At 63.3% G+C, this 24,207-nt stretch carries 28 protein-coding genes; 20 read left to right on the top strand and 8 right to left on the bottom strand.

Going from position 1 to position 24,207, the window contains the following annotated elements; translation table 11 throughout:
* Positions 1-95 precede the first annotated feature (95 nt).
* Positions 96-914 carry a helix-turn-helix transcriptional regulator gene (locus tag BLT65_RS22045; protein WP_042304436.1) on the bottom strand — a complete coding sequence of 273 codons (819 nt, stop codon included), beginning with the start codon at positions 912-914 and terminating at the stop codon, positions 96-98.
* A 258-nt stretch (positions 915-1,172) separates the two neighbouring features.
* Between BLT65_RS22045 and BLT65_RS22040 the strand changes: the two genes are divergently transcribed.
* From BLT65_RS22040 to BLT65_RS21995, 10 genes are all read left to right on the top strand, one after another.
* Entirely contained in the window at positions 1,173-2,567 is a 1,395-nt protein-coding gene (locus BLT65_RS22040; RefSeq protein ID WP_091780902.1) for a selenium-binding family protein, read from the top strand.
* On the top strand, positions 2,536-3,186 hold the full coding sequence (locus BLT65_RS22035) for a hypothetical protein (protein ID WP_244186542.1): 651 nt from the start codon (positions 2,536-2,538) through the stop codon (positions 3,184-3,186). Before BLT65_RS22040 ends, BLT65_RS22035 begins: the two co-directional genes overlap by 32 nt.
* A 164-nt stretch (positions 3,187-3,350) precedes the next feature.
* Positions 3,351-3,746 (top strand): VOC family protein, encoded by a 396-nt coding sequence (locus tag BLT65_RS22030; RefSeq protein WP_091780896.1) that lies wholly within the window; start codon positions 3,351-3,353, stop codon positions 3,744-3,746.
* Positions 3,747-3,867: 121 nt separating this feature from the next.
* The gene (locus BLT65_RS22025; protein ID WP_042304432.1) at positions 3,868-4,980 is read left to right on the top strand and encodes a BMP family ABC transporter substrate-binding protein; all 1,113 of its coding nucleotides are present in this window, start codon (positions 3,868-3,870) and stop codon (positions 4,978-4,980) included.
* A 34-nt stretch (positions 4,981-5,014) separates the two neighbouring features.
* Complete coding sequence (locus BLT65_RS22020) at positions 5,015-5,557, top strand: nucleoside deaminase (protein ID WP_091780894.1); 543 nt, start codon at positions 5,015-5,017, stop codon at positions 5,555-5,557.
* Between the two features lie 166 nt (positions 5,558-5,723).
* Positions 5,724-6,293 (top strand): cytochrome b, encoded by a 570-nt coding sequence (locus BLT65_RS22015; RefSeq protein ID WP_091780892.1) that lies wholly within the window; start codon positions 5,724-5,726, stop codon positions 6,291-6,293.
* Positions 6,294-6,347: 54 nt separating this feature from the next.
* Entirely contained in the window at positions 6,348-6,914 is a 567-nt protein-coding gene (locus tag BLT65_RS22010) for a YceI family protein (protein ID WP_208545790.1), read from the top strand.
* Between the two features lie 36 nt (positions 6,915-6,950).
* Positions 6,951-7,529: a YceI family protein gene (locus BLT65_RS22005; protein ID WP_042304428.1), complete on the top strand. Its 579-nt coding sequence runs from the start codon at positions 6,951-6,953 to the stop codon at positions 7,527-7,529.
* A gap of 267 nt (positions 7,530-7,796) precedes the next feature.
* Positions 7,797-7,985, top strand: coding sequence for a hypothetical protein (locus BLT65_RS22000; RefSeq protein WP_091780889.1), 189 nt, complete (start codon positions 7,797-7,799; stop codon positions 7,983-7,985).
* A 79-nt stretch (positions 7,986-8,064) separates the two neighbouring features.
* Positions 8,065-9,285 carry an FAD-dependent oxidoreductase gene (locus tag BLT65_RS21995; RefSeq protein ID WP_091780886.1) on the top strand — a complete coding sequence of 407 codons (1,221 nt, stop codon included), beginning with the start codon at positions 8,065-8,067 and terminating at the stop codon, positions 9,283-9,285.
* 4 nt (positions 9,286-9,289) lie between these two features.
* On the opposite strand, the gene BLT65_RS21990 is transcribed toward BLT65_RS21995, so the two are convergent.
* On the bottom strand, positions 9,290-9,661 hold the full coding sequence (locus BLT65_RS21990) for a nucleotide pyrophosphohydrolase (protein ID WP_042304426.1): 372 nt from the start codon (positions 9,659-9,661) through the stop codon (positions 9,290-9,292).
* Positions 9,662-9,693: 32 nt separating this feature from the next.
* Positions 9,694-12,183: a penicillin acylase family protein gene (locus BLT65_RS21985; protein ID WP_091780883.1), complete on the bottom strand. Its 2,490-nt coding sequence runs from the start codon at positions 12,181-12,183 to the stop codon at positions 9,694-9,696.
* Positions 12,184-12,320: 137 nt separating this feature from the next.
* On the opposite strand from BLT65_RS21985, the gene BLT65_RS21980 reads away from it, so the two are divergent.
* From BLT65_RS21980 to BLT65_RS21960, 5 genes are all read left to right on the top strand, one after another.
* A complete protein-coding gene (locus BLT65_RS21980) occupies positions 12,321-12,911 on the top strand; it encodes a helix-turn-helix domain-containing protein (protein ID WP_042304424.1) in 591 nt (196 codons plus the stop codon).
* Positions 12,908-13,435 (top strand): GNAT family N-acetyltransferase, encoded by a 528-nt coding sequence (locus BLT65_RS21975; RefSeq protein ID WP_091780880.1) that lies wholly within the window; start codon positions 12,908-12,910, stop codon positions 13,433-13,435. The genes BLT65_RS21980 and BLT65_RS21975 overlap by 4 nt, the downstream gene beginning before the upstream one ends.
* Positions 13,436-13,571: 136 nt before the next feature.
* On the top strand, positions 13,572-14,036 hold the full coding sequence (locus BLT65_RS21970; RefSeq protein ID WP_091780877.1) for a hypothetical protein: 465 nt from the start codon (positions 13,572-13,574) through the stop codon (positions 14,034-14,036).
* Between the two features lie 203 nt (positions 14,037-14,239).
* On the top strand, positions 14,240-14,767 hold the full coding sequence (locus tag BLT65_RS21965; RefSeq protein ID WP_042304421.1) for an ankyrin repeat domain-containing protein: 528 nt from the start codon (positions 14,240-14,242) through the stop codon (positions 14,765-14,767).
* On the top strand, positions 14,764-15,630 hold the full coding sequence (locus tag BLT65_RS21960) for a S66 peptidase family protein (protein WP_091780875.1): 867 nt from the start codon (positions 14,764-14,766) through the stop codon (positions 15,628-15,630). The genes BLT65_RS21965 and BLT65_RS21960 overlap by 4 nt, the downstream gene beginning before the upstream one ends.
* Here the strand turns inward: BLT65_RS21960 and BLT65_RS21955 are convergent.
* Entirely contained in the window at positions 15,627-16,157 is a 531-nt protein-coding gene (locus BLT65_RS21955; RefSeq protein WP_091780872.1) for a hypothetical protein, read from the bottom strand. The genes BLT65_RS21960 and BLT65_RS21955 overlap by 4 nt on opposite strands.
* On the bottom strand, positions 16,150-16,380 hold the full coding sequence (locus BLT65_RS47265; RefSeq protein ID WP_167306518.1) for a hypothetical protein: 231 nt from the start codon (positions 16,378-16,380) through the stop codon (positions 16,150-16,152). The genes BLT65_RS21955 and BLT65_RS47265 overlap by 8 nt, the downstream gene beginning before the upstream one ends.
* Positions 16,381-16,389: 9 nt before the next feature.
* Here BLT65_RS47265 and BLT65_RS21950 point away from each other — a divergent pair, with 9 nt between their 5' ends.
* The 3 genes from BLT65_RS21950 (at position 16,390) to hpnR (ending at position 20,097) form a co-directional block, all read left to right on the top strand.
* A complete protein-coding gene (locus BLT65_RS21950; protein WP_042304417.1) occupies positions 16,390-17,691 on the top strand; it encodes a sugar efflux transporter in 1,302 nt (433 codons plus the stop codon).
* A gap of 126 nt (positions 17,692-17,817) precedes the next feature.
* Positions 17,818-18,300: a cupin domain-containing protein gene (locus BLT65_RS21945; protein WP_042304416.1), complete on the top strand. Its 483-nt coding sequence runs from the start codon at positions 17,818-17,820 to the stop codon at positions 18,298-18,300.
* 255 nt (positions 18,301-18,555) lie between these two features.
* Positions 18,556-20,097 carry a hopanoid C-3 methylase HpnR gene (gene hpnR, locus BLT65_RS21940; RefSeq protein ID WP_091780869.1) on the top strand — a complete coding sequence of 514 codons (1,542 nt, stop codon included), beginning with the start codon at positions 18,556-18,558 and terminating at the stop codon, positions 20,095-20,097.
* 29 nt (positions 20,098-20,126) lie between these two features.
* Here hpnR and BLT65_RS21935 read toward each other — a convergent pair whose 3' ends face one another.
* On the bottom strand, positions 20,127-20,867 hold the full coding sequence (locus tag BLT65_RS21935; RefSeq protein ID WP_091780866.1) for an SDR family NAD(P)-dependent oxidoreductase: 741 nt from the start codon (positions 20,865-20,867) through the stop codon (positions 20,127-20,129).
* 424 nt (positions 20,868-21,291) lie between these two features.
* Here BLT65_RS21935 and BLT65_RS21930 point away from each other — a divergent pair, with 424 nt between their 5' ends.
* A complete protein-coding gene (locus BLT65_RS21930) occupies positions 21,292-22,881 on the top strand; it encodes a diguanylate cyclase domain-containing protein (protein WP_091780864.1) in 1,590 nt (529 codons plus the stop codon).
* Positions 22,882-22,902: 21 nt separating this feature from the next.
* Here the strand turns inward: BLT65_RS21930 and BLT65_RS21925 are convergent, their stop codons facing one another.
* Positions 22,903-23,184, bottom strand: coding sequence for a DUF6723 family protein (locus BLT65_RS21925; RefSeq protein WP_007732825.1), 282 nt, complete (start codon positions 23,182-23,184; stop codon positions 22,903-22,905).
* A gap of 318 nt (positions 23,185-23,502) precedes the next feature.
* Between BLT65_RS21925 and BLT65_RS47260 the strand changes: the two genes are divergently transcribed.
* Positions 23,503-23,652, top strand: a complete 150-nt coding sequence (locus BLT65_RS47260; protein WP_167306517.1) for a DUF6496 domain-containing protein — start codon at positions 23,503-23,505, stop codon at positions 23,650-23,652.
* A 71-nt stretch (positions 23,653-23,723) separates the two neighbouring features.
* On the opposite strand, the gene BLT65_RS21920 is transcribed toward BLT65_RS47260, so the two are convergent.
* Positions 23,724-24,125, bottom strand: coding sequence for a GFA family protein (locus BLT65_RS21920; protein ID WP_042304412.1), 402 nt, complete (start codon positions 24,123-24,125; stop codon positions 23,724-23,726).
* Positions 24,126-24,207: the final 82 nt, after the last annotated feature.

Below are 24,207 nucleotides of genomic sequence, written 5' to 3'. Positions count from 1 at the left end.
CTGTCCTCATTTTGGGTACAACGTGGGGCCCGTTAAGGCCTGGGGAAAACGCGGATAAGTCAGCGGAAACGCGTGCTGAGGAAAAGAGGATTGCGTCAGACCTTACCCGGCCCGATGCACAGCGCGAACAGCTGCCGCTGGCTCGAAATGCCGAGCCGCCGGAACGCGCGCTTCTGATATGTGACGACGCTCGTCGCCTTGATGCCCATCGTGTCGCCGATTTCCTGCGCGGTGCGTCCTTCGAGCACGCCCGTCAGCACGTCGAGTTCGCGCTTCGACAGTTCGGGACAGAGGCCGCGCACGCGCGCGAGCATCAAATGCGAGATCGCCAGATCGCGCTGGCCGCAGATCGCGTAGTGATGCTTCGCTGCGTGTGCGATCAACGGCGCCATCGCTTCGATCAACGCGATCTCGCGCGGATGGTAATTGCCGAAGCGTCGGTCGCGATACAGGTTCACCGAGAGCCAGATATCGGGCGTCGGCTGCACGAGCAGCGACACGCGGTCCGACACGTTCGGCTGCTGATAACACGCCGCGCGATACGCTTCGTTGAGAATGTCTTCGCTGGTCTGCTGATGCAGCACGAGTGTCGAGCCGGGCTTGTCGTTGCGCGCCGACGAAACGATCTTTTGGTTACCGTCGAGCGCATAGAAATGACGCGCGTACGTATCCGCGACGTCGCGCAGAAAACGCCCACCGCGATGGTCCGCCACAGAAACAGTACGCGGCCGGTTGCCGAACTCGTACGCAAAGATCGTGCATTGCGAAATCGCCGCGATGTCGCCGAGCAGCTTGAGTACTTCGGCGGCGAGCGCATTCGAATCGTCGCTGCCGATCGACGATACGAGTCCCGTCGCGCGGCTGAGATCCAGCTGCCCTTGCGAGACGGGACGGTCGAGACGCCATGAACGCATGATCGGAGTGCGGCCGGAAGCAGCGAGAGGAAACGAGGAATAGCATCATTTTAATCTGCGCCACGTTTGCGCATGGGCGGCCGGCGCTCCGACATGCAAACCGGCGCAACTGCGCCGATCAGCACGTCACGCCGACGCTAACAATTCCGCAAGCTGCCGCGAAATTGCCTACAGTGAAAAGCTCAAACGCTCGTGCCGTTCTCATACGTGGCGCGCGCGACTCGCGTGCCGCATCGCAACATCTTCCGGAGATGAGTCATGGCGACATGGAAACCCGATCCGACCTTCTATCCTTCCGCGCGCATGGCAAGCAGCGCGCCGAAGGAGACCGTCGCGTATGTGGCGAGCTTCGATCCGTCGCGCGAAACGCCCGACGAACTCGCCGTCGTCGATGTCGATCCGGGCTCGGCGGAATATGGGCGCATCATCGGCCGCGTGGCGATGCCCAATACGGGGGACGAGCTGCATCACTTCGGCTGGAACGCGTGCAGCTCGTGCCTGTGTCCGAACGCGCCGCATCCGCATACGGAACGCCGCTATCTCGTCGTGCCGGGGCTGCGCTCGTCGCGCATCCATATTCTCGATACGAAGCCCGACAAGCGGAAGCCACAGATCGTCCGCGTGCTCGAACCCGCGGAAGTCGCGGAAAAAGCGGGCTATACGCGCCCGCATACCGTCCACTGCGGGCCGGCGGGCATCTACGTCGTGTCGCTCGCGAATGCGCAAGGCGAAGCGCCCGGCGGCATCTTCCTGATGGATCACGAGACCTTCGACATTCGCGGCCAGTGGGAAATCGATCGCGGCCCGCAGGAGCTGTCGTACGACGGCTGGTGGCATCTCGGCTACGACACCGTCGTGACGAGCGAATGGGGCCTGCCCGCGACTTTCGAAAACGGCCTCGTGCCGGAAGTGCTGCTGGGCGGCAAGTACGGGCATCGGCTGCACTTCTGGGACATGAACACGCGCAAGCACAAGCAGGTCGTCGACTTCGGCGCGGAGAACCAGCTGGTGTTCGAACTGCGTCCCGCGCACGATCCGACCAAGGCCTACGGCTTCGTCAATTCGGTGATCAGCCTCAAGGACCTGTCGGCGTCGATCTGGACGTGGTATCGCGACGGCGATCAATGGGCCGCGCGCAAGGTGATCGAGATTCCCGCCGAGCCCGCCGACGCCTCATTGCTTCCGCCCATGCTCAAAGGCTTCGGCGCCGTGCCGCCGCTCGTCACGGATATCGCGCTGTCGCTCGATGACCGCTTCCTGTACGTGTCGTGCTGGGGCACGGGCGACCTCAGGCAATACGACGTCTCCGATCCGATGAAGCCTGAATTGACGGGCACGGTGCGCATCGGCGGCATTGCCGCGCGGGCGACGCATCCGGCCGCAGGCGAGCGCCCGCTGAACGGCGGCCCGCAGATGGTCGAGGTGAGCCGCGACGGCAGCCGCGTGTACTTCACCAACTCGCTGTACGGCGCGATCGACGAGCAGTTCTATACGGAAGGGATCGACGGCTGGATGGTCAAGCTCGACGCCGGGAAGAACGGCGGCTTAACTGTGGCGAACGACTTCTTCGTCGACTGGCCGAAGTCGCATAGGCCGCATCAGATCCGGCTGGAAGGCGGCGATGCGTCGTCGGATTCGTATTGCTATCCGTGAGCGTGCAATGAACGGCGTGTGGGCGACGGTGATCGGCAGCGGCATTTTTCATGGCGTGAACCCGGCGATGGGCTGGCTGTTCGCGGCCGCGCTCGGACTTCAGCATGGCAGCCGCAAGGCCCTGCTGATGGCGCTGCCGCCGCTCGCGCTCGGGCATGCCGTCTCGGTGATGTTCGTGACGACGTCAGCCGTTGCGCTTGGGCTCTTCGCCCACACGGAGCATCTGCGCATGGTGATGGGCCTGCTGCTGATCGCATGGGCCGCGTATCACCATTTCTACGGCCACAAGCAGCGCGTGCGCGTCGGCATGACGGCGGGCTTCGTCGGGCTCGCGCTGTGGTCGGCGGCGATGGCGACGATGCACGGCGCCGGCCTGATGCTGCTGCCCGCGCTGTTGCCGCTGTGCGGCGCGGGGATGCCTATCAGTAGTTCGCTCGAATCGGTCGGTCAGGTAACGGCTGTGCATACCGTCGTCACGCTCGCGACGGCAAGCGCGATCGCGCTCGCCGCCTATCAGTATCTCGGGCTCGGCATGCTGCGCCGTGGCTGGGTCAATTTCGACTGGCTCTGGTGCGGCGCGCTCACCGTCACGGGCGTGCTGATGATCGTCACCGGCTAGCCGCGCGCAATGTTCGAACGGGTCCCGAATAACCTCACCTTTCGCTACAGTGCCGTGCGGGTTGCGAGCCAACTCACCGTTGCGCGGCTCCCGGATAGTCTCACCTGTAGCGCAATCGTGAGTGCATCGATGACAGGCAAGCTCACCATTCCGGAGACATCGCGATGACGACCGCCCGTCCATTCCTGCTGTTCCAGGACCACAACGCCGAACAAGCGATGAAGTTCTACGTCTCGCTGTTCGACGACGGCAGGATCGTCGAGATCGTCCATTACGCGCCCGACGCGCCGGGGCGCGAAGGTTCGGTGATGAAAGGCACGTTCCACGTCGCCGGGCAGACGGTGATGTGTACCGACAGCATCGCGAGGCACGATTTCACGTTCACGCCGGCGTTCTCGCTGTTCGTCGACTGTGATTCGGAGGCGCAGCAGGAGAAGCTGTGCGCGGCGCTGTCCGAAGGCGGCGTGCAACTGATGCCGCTCGACGACTACGGCTTCAGCCGCCGTTTCGCGTGGGTCAGCGACCGCTATGGCGTGTCGTGGCAACTGAACCTGCCCTGACCCCGCGCTTGACTTCCTTCATATCAATTCCGTTATAGGGCGCATAACGGATTTCAATTTCGACCTCGATATTGGCTTACGACCATCTCCGCTGACTCCCCTTCCCGTCTCCGGAGATTTCATGAAAACAAGAATGGCCCGCGCAGTCATGCGTTCGCTGCGCGTCCCGGCTACGCTCCTCGCCACGCTCGGCGTCGCCGCCGCCCTTAGCACGTCTGCCACGGCCGCGGAGCCACTCGGCGTCGCCTTCGTCTACCTCGGCAATCCCGGCGACGCCGGCTGGACCTACGCGCACGAGCAAGGCGTGAAGGCGATCGAAACGAAGTTCGGCGACAAGATCAAGGTCACGCGCGTCGAGAACGTGCCGGAATCGGCGGATTCGGAGCGCGTATTCCGCGACCTCGCGAGCAAGGGCAACAAGATCATCGTTGGATCGAGCTTCGGCTTCCAGGACTTCGAACTGAAGACCGCCAAGGACTATCCCGATATCGTCTTCGAACACGCCACCGGCTACAAGAAAGCCGCGAACTTCGCTACTTACGATGTGCGCACCTATCAGAGCGCCTATCTCGCGGGGCTGGTCGGGGGCTATACGACGAAGACCAACACGCTCGGCTTCGTCGCGTCGGTGCCCGTGCCGGAAGTGGTGCGCAACATCAATGCATTCACGATGGGCGCGCGCTCAGTCAATCCGAATGCAAAGGTGAAGGTGGTGTGGATCAACACCTGGTTCGATCCGGGCAAGGAGAAGCAGGCAGCCGAAACGCTGATCGGCCAGGGCGCCGACGTGCTGATCCAGAACACCGATTCGACGGCCACGATGCAAACGGCCGAGCAGAAGAAGGTTCACGCGTTCGGCTGGGACTCGGACATGAAGCAGTTCGGCCCGAACGCGCAACTGGGCGCATGCGTGAGTTACTGGGGCGTCTACTATTCGCATCTGATCGAGCAGGTGCAGTCGGGCAAGTGGACCAACACGCCGACGTGGTGGGGCCTAAAGGAAAAAGCGATCGACCTCGCGAGCATCAATACGCAAGCCGTGTCGCCTACCGCGCAGAAAGCGCTGGCGCAAAAGCGCGACGACATCATCGCAGGCAAGTTCGACCCGTTCTCCGGGCCGATCAAGGATCAAGGCGGCGTGATCAAGGTGGCAGCGGGCAAGTCGCTGTCGGATGCGGATCTGTTGCGGCTGAACTGGTTCGTGCAGGGCGTCGACGGATCGCTGCCGAAGTAAGCGCGAACGCGAACATAAAAGGAGGGGACACCGTTTGACCCTAACCAATCCCTCGAAACAGAACGCGTCGGACTTCCCCGAGCAGGGGCTTGCGCCGACGCGCGAACAGATCGTGCGTCATCTGCGGCATGCGAGCGTCGTCGCGGAACGCGCGACGCTGATGGGCCATCATCCGTTCGGCGCGATTCTCGTCGGCCCGGATCAGGAGAGCGTGCTGATCGAACAAGGCAACGTCGATACCGTCAATCATGCGGAATCGGTGCTTGCGCGCATTGCTGCGCTCAACTTTACGCCGCAGTATCTATGGAGCTGCACGCTCTATACGACCGTCGAACCGTGCTGCATGTGTGCAGGTACAGCGTATTGGGCGAACATCGGCCGCGTGGTGTTCGGGATGACGGAGGAGCGCTTGCTGCAAGCCACTGGTAATCATGCTGAAAACCCGACAATGAGCGTGTCATCGCAATACGTCTTCGATCATTGTCAAAAGCGCGTCGAGCTGATCGGGCCTGTCGCCGAAGTCGAAGAAGAAATCATGCAGGTGCAGCGCGAGTTCTGGGCCTCGCGTTCGAACTGAATCGCATCGCATTGTTAAACGATTGCTCGCACCACCGCAACGATCTGTTCTCCCGCACATAGCTATTCATAGGCATATTCGCCCACTACCATTCGCGTCAATCGGAAGCGGCGTCATTACGTCGCACTCCACAGTGAACTGAACACGCGAAGGTCCTCGATTGCCTATGACGTCCCACGCTTCTTCTCCAAGCGCAGGTAAGAGTCTGCGCTACAGCCGCACGGCCATTGCGCTGCACTGGCTGATCGCGCTGCTGATGATCTGCGGCTTCTATCTCGGCTGGATCATGACGGACATTCCGGGCTTCACGCCGACGAAGCTCAAATACGTCTCGTGGCACAAGTGGATCGGCGTCACCGTGTTCGCGCTGGCCGTGCTGCGCGTCGTGTGGCGCGCAACGCATGCAGCGCCGCCGATGCCCGCTGCAATGCCCGCCTGGCAAAAGGCCGCCGCGCACGCGACGCACGCGCTGCTCTATGTACTGATGCTTGCCATTCCAATCACCGGCTACTTGTTCAGCTCGGCGGCGGGTGTGCAGGTCGTGTATCTCGGCGTGCTGCCGTTGCCGACTTTCATCGGCCCCGACCAGGCGCTGAAGGCGATCTTGCGCACCACGCATATCGCGTTGAATTACACGCTGCTCGTGCTGTTCGCCATGCATGTGCTCGCGGCGCTCAAGCATCAGTTCGTCGAACGCGACGGATTGCTGGCACGCATGATTCCCTTCCTCAAATGAGCGCGCTTTTCAGGGCGCTTTCACGTTGACCTTACGCTGGATCATCGAATGAACATGAAGAACAACTGTTATCGCCGCGTGCTGGCGGGCGCCGCCGCCGCCGTTCTGTTCGCCGCCGCGTTGCCGGCCTTCGCGCAGGTCGATGCGGGCAAGAGCACGGTAGTCGCGACATCGAAGCAGATGAACGTGCCCGTCGACGGCACGTTCAAGAAGTTCAACGCACAACTGACGTTCGATCCCGCGAAGCCAACGGCAGGCAGCGCGAATCTGTCGATCGACACCGACAGCTACGACCTCGGCGACCCCGAATACAACAAGCAGGTGCGCGGCAAGGAATGGTTCGACAGCGCAACGTTCCCGAAAGCGACTTTCGTTTCGACGGCGATCGCACCCGCAGGCGGCAATCAGTACAAGGTCACGGGCAAGCTGACCATCAAAGGCAAATCGCAGACGGTCACCGTGCCTGTTTCCATCACGCAGCAGGGCGCGACGCAGACGTTCGACGGCTCGCTGCCCATCAAACGCACGCAGTACGACATCGGCTCGGGCGAATGGAAAGATACGTCGGTAGTCGCCGACGACGTCGTCATCAAGTTTCACATCGTCGCCGCAAAGCATTGAGCGCGCGGGGCACACTCATCAACTTAGGAGAATAACGTGAAGAAACAACTGTTGATCGCAGCGGGCGCGCTGATCGCGGGTATGTCGTTCAATGCAATGGCAGCCGATACGTACCAGCTCGATCCGAACCACACGTACCCGAGCTTCGAAGCCGATCACTTCGGCGGCATCTCGGTATGGCGCGGCAAGTTCAAGAAGTCGAGCGGCACGGTGACGCTCGATCGCGCAGCGAAGACGGGCACGGTCGACGTGACGATCGACACGACCTCGATCGATACGGGCAACGACAAGCTCGACAAGCATCTGCAAACGCCGGAGTTCTTCGACGCAGCGAAGTACCCGACGGCGACCTACAAGGGCACGCAGATCCGCTTCGACGGCGACACGCCCGTCGAGGTGATCGGCACGCTGACGATGCATGGCGTGACGAAGCCGCTGAACCTGAAGATCGAATCGTTCAAGTGCTTCATCAACCCGATGCTCAAGCGCGAAGTGTGCGGCGCGGAATCGACGGCGACGTTCGACCGCGCGGACTTCGGCATCGACTGGGGCAAGTCGTACGGCTTCAATACGAAGACCGTGCTGCATATCCAGACGGAAGGCGTGAAGCAGTAAGCGCTTCTCGCGACGACTGCTATGCGAGCCGCCTTCGGGCGGCTTTTTTTATTGCTGCGACCCTGGCCTTGAACCAACACGAACCGCCCCCGTAAACGCTCACCTATGGACGGTTTGCGCCGACATGCGGTGAGCTTCTGTTGGTCCGCTTCCATCACTTCTGCGCTGACACTCCGGTCACGGCGTGATTGACGCGCCTGGCATGCTCTCTGCCTCTGAATGGTCATTCCCGCAAGCAAGCGGGCTTCGCGCCGAAGGAGCAAGATGATGAACACGCTCACCATCAAAGATCTGTCCGTCAACGCAACCCTCGACCGCGCCGCGCTCGCGAACGTACGCGGCGGCATCGGCAGAACGCCGCCGCAGATCGCCGCGTGGGAACTGTCCGGCAAGCCCGCGACATGGCAAGGCCTCGTACTAGGCGACGACGGTCGCCTGCATCCGCCGTCGCCGTAATCGCCCGATGCCCACGGTTGCAAAACGCGCGACGGATGTCCGTTCAACTGATAGCGGCTACCGTCGAGGATCGTCGAACATGGCACAAAGTCACTGGGATGTCGTGATAGCAGGCGGCGGCCTGGGCGGCGCAACGCTCGGCCGCGCGCTTGCGATGCACGGCGCTCGCGTGTTGATCGTCGAACACGAACTGGCGTTCAAGGACCGCGTGCGCGGCGAAGGCATGCTGCCGTGGGGCGTCGCCGAAGCGCGCGCGCTCGGCATCGACGCGCTGATGCGCGACAGCGGCGCGTGCGAAGTCCGCTGGTGGAAACGCTATCTGAACGGTACAGCCCGCGACACGCGCGATCTGATCGCCACCACGCCAACGAACAACGGCTGCTTCAACTTCTATCATCCGTCGATGCAGCAGACGCTGCTCGATGCGGCCTGCGATGCGGGCGCCGAAGTCCGGCGAGGCGTAACAGTGGTTGGACTCGAAACGGGCGACGCGCCGGCTCTGGTGATACACACGGAGAACGGCGACGAGCGCCTACGGGCGAAGCTCGTGGTCGGCGCGGATGGCCGCCGTTCCGTCATGCGACGGCTCGCACGCTTCACGCCAAATCAGGACGCGTCGCGGCTCATCATAGCCGGGGTGCTGCACGAAGATCTCGATGCGCCCGATGACACCGTGCAGTATTTCCAGCAGCCATCCATTGCACGAAGCGCGTTGATCTTTCCACTCGGCGAGCGGCGCTATCGCTCGTATTTCGTTTACGGCGCGGGGACGCGTGAGCATCCGTTGAGCGGCAGTCACAACGCGCAGACCTTTATCGACCTATCCGTCGAAACGGGCGTGCCGCGTGAATGGTACGCAGACGCACGCACGACGGGACCGCTCGCGGCTTATCCTGGCGCCGATTGCTGGGTCGAGCATCCGTATCGCGATGGCGTCGCGCTGATCGGCGACGCGGCGGCGACGTCCGATCCGTCATTCGGCTGCGGGCTCGCGTTGACGCTGCGCGACGTGCGCGTGCTGCGCGACTGCCTGCTGTCGAACGACGACTGGCACGCAGCCGCCGACGACTATGCGCGTCAGCACGATGCGTACTATGCAGCGCTGCATCGTATCGAAGACTGGCTGACGCAATTGATGTACGAAACAGGCCCACTCGCCGATGCGCGCAGGGCGCGAGTCTTCCCGCATCTCGCGAAAGAGCCGCAGCGCGTGCCCGACCTGCAGGGCCGCGGCCCCGACAATCCAACCGACGAACACGCGCGCCGCCGCTTCTTCGCGGAAGACATCGCGACGGTATAAACCGCTAATCGCCGCCGTACTCGGAGTACTTGCGCGAATCGCCGCGCACCTTGTGCGCCGGATACTTCGCGCGATTCAATTCGATCTTCTCCAGCACCGCCGCATACAGATCGACGTCGAGCCGGTCGGCGAGCATCACGAGATACGCGAGTACGTCGGCCATCTCGTGACGGATTGCGGTGAGCTTGTCGTCTGCGAGTTCGCTCTTTTCGCCCGACTGCAGCCATTGAAACGGCTCCAGCAATTCGCTCGCTTCGACGCTCAATGCCGTCGCGAGATTCTTCGGCGAATGAAAGCGCGACCAGTCACGCTCGTCGACGAACTGCCTCAACAGATCGCGCACCGCGAGCAGATCGCTGCTGCGTTCCTTCTCCATACGGACACTCCACTCAAACCTTCAATACGGAATCATTGCCCCGTCCGGCCAAGTATCAACCGATGCACGGGCGCGCCAGGCAGGAACGACGTCTTCTCGCCGCGCACCCATGCTTCATGACCGGCGAGAAAGTATGGCGACAGCGGATGGCCCGACTGTCCGCCCGGCATTTCGAAGATGCCGCTCTGCTCGCGTCCCGGCGACACGATCATCCGCTCCGATGCGCCGAAGCTCGGCCCCTGCACGCGCGGCATGTTGATATCGCCGGGCAACGGATCGTGCGGCGCGCCGAGCCAGCCGCGCACCCACGGCAGCCACGCCGGCACGATGCGCGCAAACGGATGCTCGATGGCCGCACGATTGCGCTCGCCCCAGCGCGCCTGTTCGATCGGCGTATCGGGTGGCAACTGGGCAATCGTGCGATCGACGCGGTCGAGCACGAACGCGCGCCAGTCCCTGAAGCCTTCCGGCATCCACGCGTGATGCTCGGCGAGCGTCTCCATCACGGCTTCATAGCGCGAGTTTGCAACGCGCAGACCAAGCGGCGGACTACCGTCTCCGCCGCCCGGCACCGCGCCCGCAAGTTCGGCGTCGAGCCTGCCGAACCACGCGTCGTACAGCGAGAAGAAGAAACCGCGCGTGAGCCGATAGCCGACGGCGTCGACATCCGCGCGTCCATTCCATGCGACCAGTTGCTGCCGGAACGCCGCGCGCTGCGGATGACCTTCGAGCGCACCGGCATCGAGCGCTTCGAGCGCCACGCGCCGCCAGACCTCGATCCATTGCGCGCGGTCGTCGGTCTGGATCGACAGCATGGCGTGTTCGTCGGGGCTCGGCGCGGCGAGCAGATCGTCGCGAATCTGCGACGCGCGCGCTCCGAGGTCCGCGCCCGAGTCGCCGATCAGCGCGGCGTCGCGCGACATCACCACGCGATTGTTCGCCGTCCACAGACGGCCGAGCGGCGGATCGACGCGCTTCGGATACGACGCAGGCGGCAGATAGTGTTGCCAGCCTTTATACGTCGCCGAATCGTACGGTGTGTCGCTGTCCGGGCCGTTTTGCACGTCAGCCGGATCGCGCTGCGGCAGCGGGCCCGCCAGCGTCCAGCCGATCTTGCCGCGTGAGTCCGCGACCATGATGTTCTGGGTCGGGAGGCCGCTGGTTTGCGCGACGCGCAGCGCTTCGCCGATCGTCTTCGCGTCTTCGAGCTTTTGCAGATTGAGGTTCACGGCCTCGCGATCGTGCGCGACCCAGCGCAACGCATACGCGCGCGCGCCGATCGTCAGTTCCGGTCCCCAGCGCGTTTCTGCCACCGGCAAGTCGACGCTCGCGCCGCCCTTCACGTCGATGCGCTCGTGATAGACGGTCGCACGCGCCCACGCGCCATCGGGCGTGCGGTACTGCAACCGGTCGGCAGCATTGCGATGCAACTCGATCAGGTCGATATAGCGGCCGTAGCTGTTCGTGAAGCTCCACGCGATCTTGCCGTTGCTGCCCGCAATCACGAGCGGCGCGCCGGGCAGGCTCACGCCCGTCAACGCGTGCATCGGCAATCCGTCGCCGGCGGGCCACATCAGCGATACGCGATACCAGATGTTCGGCAGCGACAGCCCGAGGTGCATGTCGCTCGCGAGGATCGCGCCGCCATGTGCGCTGTGCGCGCCGTCGACGACCCAGCCGTTGCTGCCCACGGCCGACTCGCTCACGTCCTCAGTCTGCTCGCTTGCGACGCTCGCGGGCTTCGGTGCCGCGAGCCAGTCGGGGCGCGTCGAAGGAATGCGTGCGGGTTCGACGGGCGGCGTCGATGCGCTGTCGAAAGGCGCATCCCAATGGCTCGCGGCGGGGAGCAGGAACGTATACAGATCGGCGTCCACACGGTCGCGCAACACGGCGCGTGCGAGGATGCGGCGCGTTTCGGACGACTGCAGATCGAAGTACATCGCGTAGACGACCAGCAGCGAATCTTCGGCACGCCACGGCTCGGGTTGCGTGCGCAGCATCCAGTATTCGAACGGCCGCGACGACAACGCGGCGAGCCCCGCATTGACGCCCGCCGTGTAGCGCTCGAGCAGTTGCCGCTGATCGGCGGGCATGGCTTCGACGATCGCATGCGCGCGGGCGCGAAAGCGGTGCAGCCGGTTGCGCCTGTCGAGTTCGAGCGCGTTCGGGCCGACCAGCGCCGACATTTCGCCCGCCGCGACGCGCCTGAGCAGGTCCATCTGAAGGAAGCGGTCCTGCGCGTGCAGGAAGCCCGTCGCGTACGCGACATCGTCGCGCGTCGCGCCGTGAATGGTCGGCACGCCGAGCGCGTCGCGCTCGATCGTCACCGCCGACGACAGCGACGGCGCACGCTGCGTGCCGTCCAGCTGCGCAAGACTGCCGCGCAGCAGCAGCCAGCCACCGAGCAGCGCCGCGCCCAGCAACACGACGATGAGTCCCGCCAGCACGGGCGCGACGAGGCCGACGGTTTTACCGATCGATCTGCTTGACGATTGACTTGCGACGACGGGACGACGGCTCATCGTTCGGGTTCGTAGTGGTTCAGGGAATCGGGACGTCCGGGCATTGTGCCCGAAGCAGTTTGCACGCTCGCATTCGACTGTAACGAAAGCGCTGCTCATCCAGCATTCTGGAATTTTGATCCAGTATGCTAGACGCCATGGATATCAACGCACTGATTGCGCGCCGCGTGCGCGAACTGCGCGACAGCCACGGGCTGTCGCTCGAAGCGCTCGCCGAACGCAGCGGCGTGAGCCGCTCGGCTATCTCGCTGATCGAGCGCGCACAAAGCAGCCCGACGGCAGCCGTGCTCGACAAGCTCGCCACCGCGCTCGGCGTCGTGCTCGCGTCGCTGTTCGAAGCCCCCGCGACGCCCGCCGAGGCGCCGTCGCCGCTCGCGCGCGCCGCCGAGCAGGCCGTCTGGACCGATCCGGGGTCTGGCTATGTGCGGCGCAATCTGTCGCCCGCGCTGCCGTCGCCAATCCAGTTAGTGGAGGTTCACTTTCCCGCCGGCCAGCGCGTCGCCTACGAGACCGGTGCGCGCGACGCCGAAATCCATCAGCAGATCTGGCTGATCGAAGGCGCGATGGAAATCAGCGCCGGCGACGCGCACTGGCGGCTCGAAGCGGGCGACTGCGTGGCAATGCGCCTCGATTGCCCGACCGTGTTTCACAACCCGACGCGCAACCCGGCGCGCTATCTGGTGGCGCTATCGGCGCTGCCCTTTTCATCTGTGAGGAGAAACGCATGACGGAGACGATCAGCGTGCGGCGCGTCGGCGCGCACGAGGCTGCGCAGTGCATCGACGGCCTTGCCGACGTGCTGATCGATTGCGTCGCGGGCGGCGCTTCCGTCAGCTTCATGTGGCCGCTCGCGCGCGACAAGGCGGTCGCCTTCTGGCAGATGGTGGCGGCGGGTGTCGAACGCGGTGAGCGCGCGCTGCTGGTCGCCGAAGATGCGGACGGACGCATCGCCGGTACGGTGCAGCTCGTGCTCGCGCAGCCCGACAACCAGCCGCATCGCGCCGATGTCGCGAAGATGCTCGTGCATCGCCGCGCGCGTCGGCAAGGCGTCGCGCATCGGCTGATGGCAGCCGCCGATGCCGTGGCCCGCGACGAAGGCAAGACCGTGCTCGTCCTCGACACCGTGACGGGCGGCGAGGCGGAGCGCGTGTACGAGCGTGCGGGTTGGCAGCGCGTCGGCGAAGTGCCGAACTATGCGTTGATGCCGGATGGATCGTTTTGCGGCACGACCTTCTATTTCAAGCATCTTTAATGCGGCCGTTCGACCGCTATGCAAAAGAAGGAAATATGAGATTTGACAAACGTTTGCGGTTTAGGGAAATCAGCCCTTAATCTTTTCCGCCTTGCGCCGTTATCGCTAGAGCATTCCCAATTTTTTCTCAGGCGATATGGCTAAGACCATTCCGTTTCCCGGCAGCAATCAGGCAGCGCGCGCGCGGCAGGCAAAAGCGATGCTTCTGCCCATCCCGCGCAGCATGGCTGTCGAACTGATCCTGCCCGTACACATTGCCCTCGACGCGCTGCGTCGCGGCGCAGGCAGCATGAGTGCCGCGCAGACGCTCACGCAGACGATGCTGCTGACCGGCTTTCTGTGCGATCTCGGCTACGGTGAGATGACATACGATCAGCTGCGCACCGCCGATCAGGCGCTCGCCGTCACGTTCGAGCGCGGCCGGTCGAGCGACGAGTGGCGTATCGACGAAGCGCATGTCGAACTGCTCTCGCACATCGTCAGCACTTACGACGCGCAATTGCAGCGCGCGCCGCTCAGCGCGCTGACGGATGCGAGCGCCCGGCTCGACCGCATCATGGCAAACGGCGACGCGGAGCCGACCATTCGCAAGCAGGCGTAACGGTTGCGGGATACGGCTCCCGAAAATCCTCACCGCTACTGAAGCATCTCAGCAAACGCTTTTGCTTATCCTCGTTGCGCATCTCTTTGCCGGGCAACGTGAGTCCCGGCCAAGGACAACATCAAACAGGCATTGCCTGTATCCTCTGCTGTACCTGACGCGCCGTGCGAATGGCGACGTTCGTTCGACAGTGGAGAAGCTTCATGACAGACGACAAGCGCAGCCCAGACGACATCGATCCTGATCTGCTCGAAGTGGCGCGCGAAATATTCGACGCAGCCCGGCGCGGCGAAGCGAACATGCTGGCTGCCGTCATCGAGAAAGGCGCGCCGCCGAATCTGCGCAACGAGAAAGGCGACAGCCTCGTGATGCTCGCCGCCTATCACGGCCATGCGGATGCCGTGCGCGTGCTGCTCGAGCGCGGCGCGGACCCGAACCTGCGTAACGACAACGGACAGACGCCCCTCGCGGGCGCGGCATTCAAGGGCTTCACAGATGTCGTGAAGACGCTGCTCGCGCATGGCGCGGATGTCGAAGGCGCGTCGCCGGACGGACGCACGGCGTTGATGGTTGCCGCAATGTTCAATCGCACGGAAATGGTCGAGCTGCTGCTCGCGCATGGCGCAAATCCCAACGCGCGCGATGCGAACGGCGTGTCGGCCGCCGACGCCGCAAGCCGCATGGGCGCACCGGAAACGGCCGCGCTGCTCGCGAAAAAGGCGGGCGCATGAAGCTGGAAGGCAAGACAGTCGCCGTCGTTGCGCCGGCGGGCGTGCCCGACATGCAGCACGTCGAGGAAAGCATCGCATTGCTCGAAAGCTGGGGCCTGCGCGTGCAGGTCGGCACGCATGTGCGCGACCGCTATCGCTATCACGCGGGCAAACATGAAGATCGCGCCGCCGATCTGCATCGCGCGTTGACCGATCCTTCCGTCGATATCGTCTGGGTGGCGCGCGGCGGCTACGGCAGCATTTATACGCTGCATGCGCTGCCCGATGCCGTGCCGTGCGCGAAAACGCTCGTGGGTTTTTCCGACGCGACTGCGCTATTCGGCGCGCTGCATGGCATGCCGAACGTGCGCGTGATTCACGGTCCGACGTTGAACGGGCTCGCGACCAAACTCGACGACGCTTCGCGCGCAAGCATGCTCGCAGAGCTGCACGAAGAGCGCGCCGCGCCCGAGCCGTTGCAGCTTCTGTATGGCTCGGATGCACGTCGTGTCGAAGGGCATCTTGCGGGCGGCAACATTACCGTGCTCGCGAGTCTTGCGGGCACACAATGGCAGGCGGGCTGCGACGGCGCAATCGTGCTGCTCGAAGACGTGACCGAGCTTGCCTATCGGATCGACCGCAGTGTCATGCAGTTGCGCGAAGCGGGCGTGTTCGACGGTGCGCGCGCCTTCGTGCTCGGCGACTTCATCCGCTGTCCGCTGCCTGAAAACGCGGACTTCACGTTGCACGACATGATGGTCGATCTGTTGAAGCCGTATGGCGTGCCGATTTACGCGGGTTTTCCGATCGGCCACGGTTCGCGCAATCATGCGTGGACGTATGGCGCGCCGGCAGCGCTCGAAGGCGACCAACTGGTGCGTTAGCGCGTCAGTTGCGTAACGACGCGCTGAACGGTTTCGATGCCGGGCGCGTCTTTACTCAGCGCGTCACGCGCGCACCACGGGTATGGCAAGCGGCTCGCCCACCGCAATATGCTTTCGGCAAACTCTGCGGGGAGTGTTGCCATTTCTTCGATCGTGATGTGCAGCCGCGTCACTCGCGACGATGCCGCATCGCTCGTCCATTCGTAGCGGCCATAACCGACGCGCGCCGCGCCAGTCGCCTTTTCCGTCATGCAGACGAGCCAGTCGCACGAGAACTCGCTTTGGTTAGCGGCGGGTATCGCGCCGACGCAAAACGTGTACACGTTCTCGTACTTCAGCGCGAAGTCGCTCACCAGCACGGACGCAATCGCATCGCGCCCGTGCGTTTCTTGCGGAAACGCGATGGCGGCTGTTTTCACGGTCATCGCCAAAGACGCATCGTGCGCGAATGCATCCGTCAACAGATGCGGACGGTTGCCGTCCTTCGCCAATATGTAGGATTCGATCGAGCCTTTGAGTTCAGTCATCTGTCAAAGCGTGCCAACGTAACGAGCCAATCAGTCTAAGCGCTTCACGTCGCTCATTTCGCTTGCCCTTGATGCCGGGCGGGCTTCTGCTGTTTTCACGCATGCGGCGCGCATTCTTTGCACAAGATGACGAAACTGCGTTGCGCGCGATGCGCTTTGCGTTCGACAATGCCCCTTGCGTGCGCGATTCCCCACTTGCGCCCGCATCCCACAGTTCGAACACGCGCCCTCGATGAACTCCCGCTTCGCCAGTCTCACGCGCATTCATTCTTTCATGCCGCTAGCCGGCGCGACGCTGATGCTGGGCATCGCGATGTCGTTCACCGCGCCGTATCTGTCGTTGTTCGGCGTCGAGCAGACGGGCATGTCGCCGTTGCAGCTCGGTCTGTTCATGACGCTGATTGCGGCGAGCGGCGTGGTCGCAAGCGCGTGGGCGGGCAAATGGTCCGATAAACATGGACATCATCGCGCGCTGTTGCTCGCGGCGTTGATCGCGGCCTCGCTCGGCTTTCTGCTGCTTTGTTTCGTGCGCAACTATCTGGCGCTGCTCGTGATCGGCGTGGCGTTTCTCGGCGCGGGCGGCTCGGCGATGTCGCTGGTGTTCTCGTTCGGTCGCGCGGCGCTGCCCGTGAACGACGAAGCAGAGCGCTCGTTCGCGCTGGCGACGCTGCGCACGGTGCTGTCGATGGCGTGGGTGTTCGGGCCGTCCGTCGGCGCGCTGGTGCTGGCGGGCGCAGGCTTTTACGGGCTCTTTCTGTTCGCGGCGGCGTGCTTCGCGGCATGCGGCGCGATCGTGTGGCGCATGCGCGAATCGCCCGCTGGCGATCCGCACAGCACGCCGGCGCACTATGCGGGCGACCCGGCTTCGTCGCTCGAAGTGACGACCGTCACCGAGCCCGCCGAGCCGCCGCCGCCCTCGCCGCCTCATGCGCCCGGCACGCAGCGGCAGATCTGGCGTTCCGTCGTCGCGCTAACCCTGATCGGCCTTGCCGCGAACGCGACGATGATCGTGCTGCCGCTTTACGTCGTGCATGGCCTGAAGGGCACGCGGCTCGATGTGTCGATCATGCTCGGACTCGGCGCGTTCCTCGAAATTCCGATGATGCTCGCGCTCGGCGCGCGCGGCTCGACGCTCAACAAGCTGAACTGGCTCGCGGCATGCGCGGCCGTTCATGTGGTGTATTTCATCGCAGTCGCGGCAGCGGGCACTGTCAGCGTGCTGATCCCCATGCAGGCTTTCAATGCATTCGTCGTGGCCGTCACGTCGTGTCTTGGCATGACGTATATGCAGGACCTGAATCCGCGTTCGCCCGGCGCGGCGACTGCGTTGTTCTTCAACGCTTCGCGCGTTGGGTCGATTCTGTCGGGCGTGTTGTCGGGCGTGCTGGTCGCGGGCCTTGGCTATCGGGGGACGTTTCTCGTCTGTGGATGCCTCGCGCTTGGGGCGCTGATTCTGTTTGCTGATCCGCCGTGGAAGCGTATTGCGCTGCGGGTGCGGGATGCGTGGGAGGACTGGCGGCATCCTGCTCAGTGAGGGAGGGAACTCTGTGCATCGCTTGCGATCTTGCTGCGAATGCGTAAAGGCGCCAATAGAGGCGAACGCGTCTCGTCCTCCCCCCAAGCCGCTATTATCGATTTTCAATCCAAAGGAGAGCAACTGATGAGCCGACCGGATTTCATCAAACACTGGACTGAACTCGAACAACCGGATGCGCACTCCTATCCCGGCGATACCGAGCCAATGGCGCTGGACGCGCCGCTTTCCGCCGCGCTCGGCATTACGCGCATCGGCATTCATCACATACGGCTTCTGCCTGGCCGAAGGACGTCGTATCCACATGCCGAAAGTACCGAGCAGGAGTTCGTGTACGTGCTCGAAGGCAAGCCCGACGTATGGATCGACGGGACGCTTTATCCCATCGCTGAAGGCGATTCCGTCGCGTTTCCGGCAGGCACTGGCATCTGCCATACCTTCATCAACAATACGAAGGAGGACGTCAGGCTGATGGTGATCGGCGAACGTCCGCGCGACGATAACCGTATTCGTTATCCGCTCAACGAAGCCTATGAACTTACCCGCCCCGATCGCTGGGTGGACTGGCCGACCAGACCGCTCGGCGACCATGACGGGAGGCCGGACTGAGTTTGACGCGAAGGGTTGCCCCGCCGGCGCCCGCCACATGCAAGCCAGCCTTTGACTCCCGAAAACCCTCACCTCCCCACTACGCCCCCCACCGAGCACACCCACCCGATGACAAGTAGAATCGTATAGAGCCCACTGCGGTGAGGTCCGGCAGGACGCACAGGCTCAGCAGTCGACCCGTACCAGGGATACCAGCACGAAAGCCCGGCACGCAGCGTCCCAGCGCGCGCGCCCTTTCCGCCGCAAGGAGATCTCATGAAGGTGCTCGCTGTTCACCCCAGTGGCCTGATGTACACCCGCGTATATCTGCGCCTCGAGCCGCTCGGTCTCGAAACGGTCGCCGCCGTGATACGCGAAGCCGGCCACGATATCCGCCTGATCGACCTGCAGGTCGAATCCCATCGCGCGCTGCACAATCTTGTCCGCACGTGGCGGCCCGACGTGGTCTGTTTCTCGGCCAACTATCTCGCCAATATCCCCGAAATCATCGATCTGTCGAAGGCGATCAAGGCGCATTTGCCGGGCTGCTTCGTGTTCGTCGGCGGACATAGCGCATCGTTCACCGCACGCGACATGCTGAAACACGCGGAAGGTGCGATCGATTGCATCCTCAAGGGCGAAGGCGAAGCGAAGGTCGTCGAGCTGCTCACTGCCGTTGCGCGCAAGGACGAACTGTTGCGCATTCCGGGCGTCGTCACGAGCAAGGGCGAAGGGCCGTCGCCCGGCTTCACCGAAAGCCTCGACCAGATTCGCCCCGCGCGCGATCTGCTGCGGCACCGGCGCAAGTACTTCATCGGCGTGCTCGATCCGTGCGCGTCGATCGAGTTCGCGCGTGGCTGCCCGTGGGACTGCACGTTCTGCAGCGCGTGGACGTTCTATGGACGCAGCTATCGTTCGCGCAGCCCCGAGGTCATTGCCGACGAACTGGCGTCGATTCGCGAGCCGGGCGTGTTCATCGTCGACGACGTCGCCTTCGTGCATGCCGATCACGGCATGGCGATCGGTCGTGAAGTGGAGCGGCGCGGCATCCGCAAGAAGTATTACCTCGAGACGCGCGGCGACGTGCTGTTGCGCAACAAGGAAGTGTTCGAGTATTGGCGCACGCTCGGTCTGCAATACATGTTCATCGGACTCGAAGCCGTCGACGCCGAAGGGCTGAAGGCGTTTCGCAAGCGCATCGACGTCGACAAGAACTTCGAGGCGCTCGCGTTCGCGCGCTCGCTCGGCATCACGGTCGCGATCAATCTGATCGCCGATCCCGACTGGGATCACGAGCGCTTCGAAACGATCCGGCAATGGTGTCTGGAGATTCCAGAGATTGTGAACATCAGCGTGACCACGCCGTATCCGGGCACGGAAATCTGGTTGCGCGAACAACGGCGACTGACGAGCCTCGACTATCGGCTCTACGACATCCAGCATGCCGTGCTGCCGACGAAGCTGCCGCTAGCCGAGTTCTACGCAGAACTGGTGCGCACGCAGCAGGTGCTCAACCGCAAGCATCTCGGCTGGGGTGCGTTGTATCGCGCGGCGGGCGAAGCGGCTTCACTGCTGATGCGCGGACAGACGAACTTCGTGCGGATGCTGTGGCGCTTCAACTCGGTGTTCAATCCGAATCTGCAATTGAGCGATCACGCACGCGAAGTGCGCTACGAGATGACGCCGCCACCTGCGCAACCGCCGGAAGAGAGCAACGTCAAGGTGCTGTACGTGCATGGTCCGGCGGGACGCAAAGGCCGCAAGATCGACGACGCAACCGAAAAATTCGTCGATCAGACCCGTATGGGTACGGGCTGATCGCAACTGCGCGCGCCTCGTCCGTACGGTCAGAACGGCTCTTTAAAAGGACGCAGATCGATCTCGTGCGTCCATGCGGACGGATGCTGAAGATGGAGTTGCCAGTACGCTTCGGCAATGGCGTCGACATTCAGCAGTCCGTTTTCGCCGCGCTCGGCGGCAGCCTGCGGACGCGACACATGCAAGCGCTCGCCGTCAATGCCGCCGTCGATCACCACATGCGCGACATGCAGCCCGAGCGGCCCGAACTCGCGCGCCATGCTTTGCGCGACCATCCGCAGCCCGGCTTTTGCCGCGGCAAAATGCGCGAAGCCGGGCTTGCCGCGCAGGCTCGCCGATGCGCCCGTGAAGATCACCGTGCCACGGCCGAGCGGCGCGAGACGCCGTGCCGCTTCGCGCCCCACCAGAAAGCCGCCGACCGGCCCGGAGCGCAAAAAGTCCTGCATCTGCGCTTCCGTCAGGTCGCGAAACGGAACATGCCGGTTGTTGCCGACGTTATAGACGACGAGCGATGGCACATCGATATCGTCGGGCGGCGACATCGCCCGGTCGAAAAGACGCATGATGTCCGCTTCCGATGTGCCGTCCATCGCGAACGATTCGGCCGATCCGCCGCCGCCCGTAATGCCGTTCGTCACGATGTCGAGTTTGGCCTGCGTGCGGCCCGCGACATACACGTGATACCCGTTCGCGGCGATCTTCCTGCACAGCGCCGCGCCCAGTCCGAGTTCGGCGCCGACGCCGATCACCAGTGCGCTGTTTCGCTTCATCGTGTGTCTCCGTTGTCCTCTCGCGCATGCGGCGCGGGAATCGTCGCGTGATTATAGGCAGCGGATGCAAGCGGCTGCCCGTGAACTGCACGCTCGCATAAGCGCCTCGAATCTGACCTGTGTCTGCGAGAGCGCACCGCGTATGCACGCAGTGTCCGCGAAGGTGACAAAAATCATTGAGCGCTGCCCGATTTTTCGTCAATCTCATGTTCGCTCGATGCCGTCCGCGCCTGTTCGCGGGGGGAATGAAAGGGTCAGCTCGCAAAGACCCTCGTAAGCGGCACGATCGCGATGCGAACAGCGACGCCTCTCGCGGCCTTGCACCACACGCACTGACACTCTGGCCTTTTCGACCGTACCGACGCAAGCCGTGAGCGGACTGCGCGCCGCCGCGCACCGTATTGCCCTCGCCTTTAGACATTGCATGAAAACCATCACGCGTCTCTACCGCTTCCGGATTGCCGGCATATTGTTCGCCAGCGTCGCCGTACTGATTGCGCTCGCGAGTTGCGGCCTGGCGGGGCTCTCCAGACTCGACGCGTACACGGACACGCTGTATCGGGGGAACATGCTTCCCATCGCGCAATTGAACGAACTCCGCGCGGCCTCGCTCGATGCGCGCCGCGAATTCTGGAAGGCGAACCAGTTTCGCGATCCCGTGAGGACGGCCGCATCGCTGAAGGTGGTCCAGGCAGACGAGGTGCGCATCGAGAACGCATGGAGGGCGTATTTTCCGTCCGGCGTCAGCTCCCCGCCCGAAGCATTGCTCGCTGGCAAGATCGCGAACAGTCTGCCGACGTTCCGCGCGATTCTCCGGAAAGCTGTCGCGTTGCTGGAACGAGGCGATTACGAAGCGGCGGCTAAGTGGTTCGATGGCAATATCGAGTTTCTCAACGGTTTCGATGTGCTGATAGGCAAGTGCATCGACACCAACACGTTGCAGGCGACGGAGCTTGCAGGCAAAAGCGAATCCATCTTTCGCGCGATGTTCTGGGCGACGTTCGCGTGCATCGTGATCTGTGTGACGGGCGCGGTCAGCGTGTCGATCTGGCTCATGCGCCAGCGCGACGACGCATTGAGCGAATCGCGCTATCACTTGTGGCTGGCCAATCGCGTGTTCGACCTGACGCGCGACGGCGTGATGATCACCGACTCGCACGGCAATATCGAGCGGGTCAATCCTGCCTTCACGCGGGTCACGGGCTACACGCAACAGGAAGTGCTGGGGCGCAATCCGAGGCTGCTGAGTTCGGGCCGTCAGTCGCCCGAGTTCTATCGCGCGTTCTGGCGAAGCCTGAAAGAAACGGGCCACTGGCATGGCGAAGTGTGGAACCGCAAGAAGAGCGGCGACATCTATCTGGAGGCGCTGTCCATTGCAGGCGTGCAAGGACGCGATGGCGGACACACACATTACGTCGCGATTCTCAGCGACATCACGCAGCGCCATCAGCACGAGCAGCGTCTGCGCAACCTCGCCACGCACGACGTGCTAACGGGACTGCCCAACCGTGTGCTGCTCGACGAGCGTCTGAAGCACGCCATCTCCCGCGCGAAACGCCATGGAATGCACGTCGCCGTCATGTTCATCGATCTCGACGGCTTCAAGCAGGTCAACGACACGCTCGGGCACGCCGTCGGCGACGACGTGTTGAAAGCCGTCGCCGAGCGGCTCGTGCATAGCGTCCGCGAAAGCGATACGGTCGCGCGGCTCGGCGGGGATGAGTTCGTCGTCATTCTGGAAGAGGTCGGGAGCATGCTGCAGATCGAACCCGTGGCGCGGGCAGTTCTCGATGCAGTCGGCCGGCCGATTGCGCTCCCCAGCGAAGCAGTGAGCGTCACGCCGAGCATCGGCATCAGCCTGTATCCCGACGACGCTGCCAACGCGGAACAGTTGCTACTTCGGGCGGACCGCGCGATGTATGTGGCGAAGAACATGGGCAAGAACAACCTCTGCTTTTTCTCGACCCTCGAAGCGGCCAGCCATCCACAGCCGGCGATGACTGCGACGGCCTAGTGGCCGTTTAGTGCCGGGACCTCACGGTTCAGGATTGTCGAGATCCGACTGAACGACGGTTTCGCCGTGACGTTGCGCGGCTTCGCGCGCCTGGTCGCCGTCTGTGAACGGGCCGATGTCGGGTGCGCCCGTGAACGGAAACAGCAAGCGGCCATCCGTCTTGCGCACGACCTTCAACTGGCCCATGTACGAACCTTCCGTCGTGCGGCGGTAGGTGGCGTAAATCTGATAGTCGTCCGTCGACTCGGGTTTCGAGGCCACAGCATTGCGCGCTTTCGGGAAAATCATCCGTGGCCTTGTCATCTTGCAACTCCCCTCCTGTGGATGCCGGGCTCGGCGCTTTCGCCGGCATACCGGTTGAAATGACGCATTCCTTTGCGCAGTGAATGCGCACGAATGCGCGACCGTTCCTACCAACGCGGCAAAAATTGCCGCTGTCGCAACGCCGCGAGTCGCTCCTGTGCTCGACGTCCTCGCATTCCCTTTCAGCAAGCGACGTACCGCTTTTCGGCCGACGCTTCACGAGCGCGATGCGCGGCACGCGTCGGGAACGGCGCATGCTGAAATACACGAGCCGCGGCGCAAGGCCACGCGTCTTTGCAATGGGAAAAGGAGAGCGACATGCCACTCAAGCGAGGCACATCGAAGGAAACCATCGGGCACAACATCAAGGCCGAAAAGAAGGCGGGCAAATCGCAGAAGCAATCTGTCGCCATCGCGCTGAATCAGGCGCGCAAGTCAGGCGCAAAGATTCCGAAGAAGCACAGCTAGATATCGACGGGACGCTGCGCGGGCGGATCGATCGCGTCGCGCAGCGCCTGCGTGAAGTGGTTCCGCACAGGCTAGTGCGCACGCTCCTCGTCGTATTCGGGGCGCACGCCGCGCGGCAGCCACGGTTCCTTGTGCTTGCACCAGAGTTCATACGTGGGCTCGAACAGTCCCGTCTCGTCAAAAGCGCCAAGCGGTAAAGCGATTTCCTCGCGATCGGCATACCTCATGAACGCCACCGATCCGCACAGCGGACAGAAATGACGCCGGCCCTGCTCCGAGCTTTGCCATTCGCGCGTGTTGCCCGTCAACGTGACGGCGCTGCGGTCGAATATCGCGTAAGAGCTGAAGGCCGATCCATGCACCTGCCGACACGTCATGCAATGACACATCCCGACGCGCATCGGCGAGCCGATCGCGCGGAAACGCACGGCGCCGCACGCGCACCCGCCTCCATACGTCTTTTGCTGGTTCATCGCGTCTCTCCATTGAGGTTGAGCTTTGTTGACACGCAGGGAACATACCAATGATGATGCCGCGAAATTCCGCAGCAATCAT

The sequence above is a fragment of the Paraburkholderia steynii genome (assembly GCF_900100565.1).
Lineage (GTDB): Bacteria > Pseudomonadota > Gammaproteobacteria > Burkholderiales > Burkholderiaceae > Paraburkholderia > Paraburkholderia terrae.
The sequence above is the reverse complement of the archived record's forward strand: the minus strand, read 5'-3'. Positions and strand labels throughout refer to the sequence as shown.